This window comes from Thioalkalivibrio sp. (assembly GCF_007692535.1).
Lineage (GTDB): Bacteria > Pseudomonadota > Gammaproteobacteria > Ectothiorhodospirales > Ectothiorhodospiraceae > Thioalkalivibrio.
Genome location: NZ_REBW01000273.1, coordinates 1 through 4,908, shown reverse-complemented (window position 1 = coordinate 4,908; position 4,908 = coordinate 1). Strand labels below are relative to the sequence as shown.

Sequence of the window (4,908 nt, the reverse complement as noted above, 5' to 3'; positions counted from 1 at the left end):
GCGGACCGAGGAGGAATTCGAGCGTCTCGAGACACTGCTTCCGAAGGAAGCCTTCGAGGCGCTGTATTTGATCGCGGCGGGCAGCGATCCGCAGGAGATCATCCAGGAATACGCCGCAAAGGCGGAAGCGGTGGATACGGAAGACTTCGCGACCGCACTCACGCGCGAGCAGAGCCAGCGCAGCTTCCATGTGGTCGAGAACGACCAGGAACTCGAAGCGATGCTCGTGGCTCCGCTGGAGAAGTGGCGGGTCTTTCTGCACCCGTCCCAGCGTCGGCTTGTGCATTGGCGTGTCAACGGCCCGATCCGGGTACTCGGCGGCGCCGGCACGGGCAAGACGGTGGTGGCGATGCACCGCGCGCGCTGGCTTGTGCGCCACGCGCTGAGCGCCCCGGATCGGAAGATCCTGTTCACCACCTTTACCGCGAACCTGGCCACCGACATTGCCGAGAACCTGCGCAAGATCTGCTCGCTGGAAGAGCTGGAGCGGATCGAGGTGGTCCACATCGACGCGTGGGTAAGCCGTTTTCTAAAGCGCCAGAACTACCCGCATCAGATTGTCTACGACGGCAATCCGCAGTACGAAACCTGTTGGCGGGCCGCGCTGGATGCACGCCCTGCTGATCCACCGCTCCCCGAAAGCTTCTACCGCGAGGAGTGGGATCGCGTGATTCTGCCTCAGCGGATCACGGATCGTGCCCAGTATTTCCGGGCGAAACGGGTCGGACGAGGTGTTCCGCTGACCCGTGCGCAACGGGCGGCGCTCTGGGGCGTGTTCGAGGAACTGCGGATTCAACTGCACCAGCGTGGCCTGAAATGCAGTGAGGACGCCACCCAGGATGCGGCAGACCTGCTGGAGAGCGGCAAGGCCTACCTGCCATATGACGCGGTGGTCGTCGACGAGGCCCAGGACATGGGCCCGCAGGTGATGCGCCTGATCCGGCTGCTGGTCGCGCCGGGGGCGAACGATATCGTCCTTGTGGGTGACGGACATCAGCGGATCTACCGGCGCCGCTACACCCTCAGTGCCTGCGGGATCGAGGTTAGAGGTCGAAGTCGAAAGCTGAAGATCAATTACCGCACGACCGAGGAGACCCGGCGTTTCGCGGTCGCGGTACTGGAAGGGGAGTCCATCGATGATCTCGACGGGGGCGAGGATTCCACTGGCGATTACCGATCATTGGTGCATGGTGTGCCGCAAAATCGTTGACACGTTCCGGTCCGCGGCTTCGCCCGCGTTCGCCTGAGCGGTAAGCTGGCAGACAACCGTTCCCAGGAGGGAGTGCGGCTCGCAACCATGCATCGGATCAAGGGGCTGGAGTTCCGCCATGTGATGCTGCGAATCCACTGTGCGGGCGGGTGCTTGCGCGGCCCACCGGCATTGGCGGCGGCCAAGGTGTCGTCTAGGCCATTGAAATGCTGTGATGGCAGTGGCGGCCAGAGAACGGCCGTGTCCCGCGTGTGCGTTGATGGCCAGGAGGAGTTGCCGTGTTCGAGTTGGATGAACGTCTTGAGGCGGACAGCGTTGCATTGGGAACGCGGGACGGCTGCCTGGTGCGATTGTTTCGGGACGCGCGCTATCCCTGGCTGCTGGTGATCCCGGCGACGGGCCGTTTCCGCGAATGGTGGGAGCTCGCACCCGGGCAGCGCATGGCGGTGGATGGGGTGCTCGCCGAGTGCGCCCGGGTGCTGGCGGGCCTGCCTGGCGTTGAAAAGACCAACCTGGCGACACTGGGCAACCTGGTGCCGCAGTTGCACTGGCACGTGGTGGGGCGCTATCCGGGTGATCCCGCCTGGCCGGGTCCGGTCTGGGGCTGCGGCGATCCAGAGCCCTACGATCCCGGGGAGCAGGCCGCCTTGGTGGCACATCTGCGCAACGCCCTGGCTCTCGATGCCGGTGACGCTGACTGTCACGGGTTACCGCAACCATCCCGACCATGAAGGGAGCACAGGGCAGAAGCGGGAGGCTTCGAAGGCATAACGACCCGAAGCAGGCACCCGGTCTGGATGGGTGAGCGGTCGCCGCCGGACCAACAGCAGACAGGGCTTCCGCACCCCTGGTGGTCTGATACGGGCAGCCTTCACGGCTCTCGCTGGGGCTTGGTGCACGGAAGAGTGGCAGAACTCCCCAGGGAATGGCTCGCAGAAAAGGGTGCCTCGGGCGCTTCGGGTTCAAAGGGGCCATGATTTCGGGGTGGTGGCCAACGATATTGGTTGCTCTTGGCGCCTCGAGATCGGTCGGGATTCGTTGACCCGACCAAAAAAGGGGGGACATCCTCCCTATGATTTGTGTCACTTACTGAGTGGTATCGAGGGATCCGCTTCTGAGCATGGGCTCCAAGGACCACTTCCCCGGCCACGCCGGCGATTACACCCGGGCTATCTCGGCAGCTGGTCGGCAGTACAGCGGTATCGCAAGGAGTGTGGCGCGGATCCGTTGGCGTTGATCGCCGATGAATTGGCGGCGGCGTTGGGCGAGGCGGAACCGCGGCGGCCCGTGCGATGGCCGCTGTTCGTGCGGGTGGGATGCTTCGGCGGTTCGGGGTCCGACTAGCATTCCGTCCCGGGCGCGGCCATGGTCATGGGTAGCACCGCGGTCTGTTAACCAACACCGCGGGCGGCTGGGCCATGATCAAAGCGCAGCCAGGAGCGCCCACGCGAATGGGGCGGCAGGCCCCTCGACCCACCATGGAGGCGGATATGAAGATGCACAAGACCGATCCCCAGGGCGAGCACGAGCGCGGACCGACTCATGGCGAGGAGGTCGTGGAGATGCTGCTGCAACCGCACGAAAAGGATCTCGGCGAGTTCTCGGTGCGCAGGCTGCTGCCCAGCGCGAAACGCACGATGGTTGGCCCCTGGATCTTCTTCGATCACATGGGGCCCGCGGATTTTCCACCAGGAAAGGGCGTCAAGGTACGTCCGCACCCGCACATCAACCTAGCCACCGTGACCTACCTGTTTGAGGGCGAGATTCTGCATCGCGATTCGCTGGGTAGTCTGCAGCCGATTGTACCCGGCGACATCAACCTTATGGTGGCCGGGCGCGGCATCGTGCATTCCGAGCGCGAACGACCGGAGATCACCGCCACAGCACACCGACTGCAGGGTCTGCAGCTTTGGCTGGCGCTGCCCGAGGCGGATGAGGAGATCGAACCGGCCTTCCATCACTACCCCGGCGCCGACATCCCTGCGCGCACGATCGATGGCGTTCCCGTCCGGGTGCTGATGGGCGCCGCCTATGGGGCAACTTCGCCGGTGAAGACGTTCGCCGAAACCCTCTACGTGGAAGCTCACCTGAAAACGGGCCAGCGGCTGGCTCTGCCCGAGGCACCAGAACGTGCGCTATATGTCGCCAGCGGTGGGCTTAGACTGGGCCGGATGACCCTGCCCGAGCACTCGATGGCGATCCTGTCCCCGGCCTTGGGCGTTGCGGTGGAAGCCGCTACCGACTCGCGGATTGCCCTGATCGGCGGCGAAGCCCTGGGTGAACGCTTCATCGACTGGAACTTCGTCTCGAGTCGGAAGGAACGCATCGAGCAGGCGAAAGCCGATTGGTGCACGGGACGCTTTCCCCTGGTGCCGGGCGACGAGGAGGAATTCATCCCGCTGCCGGACTGACTGAAGCCGACCCTGGGCTGACGGTCGACGGGAACGCAAAGGGCACAGCAGTGGGGCGTGGAACTGACACGCGAAACGGGCCATCGGTGCCTGGACCGAAACCTTCTCGGCCTAAAGCGTACCTGGCTGCCGGAAACAAGCGGTTTGTGTCCAGCGTTGCATATCGAGGAGGCTGTACGGTCTAATCCTGAAGCGTCTTCCACAAAACCCCAAGGACACTGCAAAATGAAATATGTCAGCATGGCCGTTCTTTCCGCGTTGATGATGTTGGCCTCAACCACGGCCTTGACCTCGGATTCCATGGTTGTCCAGATCAATCGCCTGAGCATGGACGTGGCTGCCACGATCGCCACCGCGACGGTCGCCGACTGTCGCGAAAGGGGTATACCCATCGGTGTGACGGTGGTCGACCGTAGCGGAATCACCCAGGTCCAGATGCGCGACACCACTGCGCCGCCGATCACCTTGAACATCAGTCAGAAAAAGGCCTTCACCGCCATCATGTTCAATGCCAAGGGCTCGGAGCTCGCGGAGCGGGCCAGCAGCCCTCTGGCGACCCTGGGTGAGGGGCTGGCCTTCATGCCCGGTTCGGTGACGATCGAAGCCGGCGGCAAGATCTACGGTGCGATTGGGGTCAGCGGCGCTCCCGATGGCATGGTCGACGAGGAATGTGCCCAGGCCGGCCTTGACGCGGTGCTGATGGACCTTGAGATGCTTTGATACGTCTTGATGCGCGGCAGCGCAACGCAATTGATAACGTAGCGTGGACGGGGACAGGCCTTTGCCTTGTGTTCAACGTATAGGGTGCAAACGCAAAGTCTGACCACCCGGAAGGCCGGGTGCATTTGTTCGTCGATCCTGTCGACGCCAGTGCTGCCGCTCGGGCTCTGGTTGCGGTAATGCCGGGCGAGTCGATCGCCCCGAAAGGTATCCACCTGCGTCATCTCGGATGGGAAACCGACCCGGGAGTCTCGTGGGCGAGTGCCCGGCGCAGATTGCCGAAGGCGTATCCGGTACGGTCCAATCTCTCGTAGCGCCGCGGCGGAGCCTTGAGGCGGTGCGCGCCCCGCAGTACTCGATGATCTAGAAAAGGGGCAGATTTATTTTTGCAGTGCGGAAATAAATCAGTCCCCTTTTCGTGCCATCCAGTCGTCGGGACGGCATCCCCGCGCGCGTAGCGGGGTTGATACGATACCGGGCCAGCGGGGAATGCGGCGGCCGGAGGAAGGGTGCATGATCTGGGACCAGCGCTATGCGACCGAGGACTACGTCTACGGGACCGAGCCG

At 63.7% G+C, this 4,908-nt stretch carries 3 protein-coding genes and 1 pseudogene; all 4 read left to right on the top strand.

Annotated elements, in window-relative coordinates:
- A pseudogene (locus tag EA346_RS14885) lies at positions 1 to 1,339 on the top strand (UvrD-helicase domain-containing protein); the annotation flags it as partial.
- Between the two features lie 149 nt (positions 1,340 to 1,488).
- Positions 1,489 to 1,941 (top strand): HIT family protein, encoded by a 453-nt coding sequence (locus EA346_RS14880; protein WP_296759902.1) that lies wholly within the window; start codon positions 1,489 to 1,491, stop codon positions 1,939 to 1,941.
- Positions 1,942 to 2,706: 765 nt separating this feature from the next.
- A complete protein-coding gene (locus EA346_RS14875; protein WP_296759905.1) occupies positions 2,707 to 3,621 on the top strand; it encodes a pirin family protein in 915 nt (304 codons plus the stop codon).
- A 225-nt stretch (positions 3,622 to 3,846) separates the two neighbouring features.
- Positions 3,847 to 4,341, top strand: coding sequence for a heme-binding protein (locus EA346_RS14870; protein WP_296759900.1), 495 nt, complete (start codon positions 3,847 to 3,849; stop codon positions 4,339 to 4,341).
- Positions 4,342 to 4,908 lie beyond the last annotated feature (567 nt).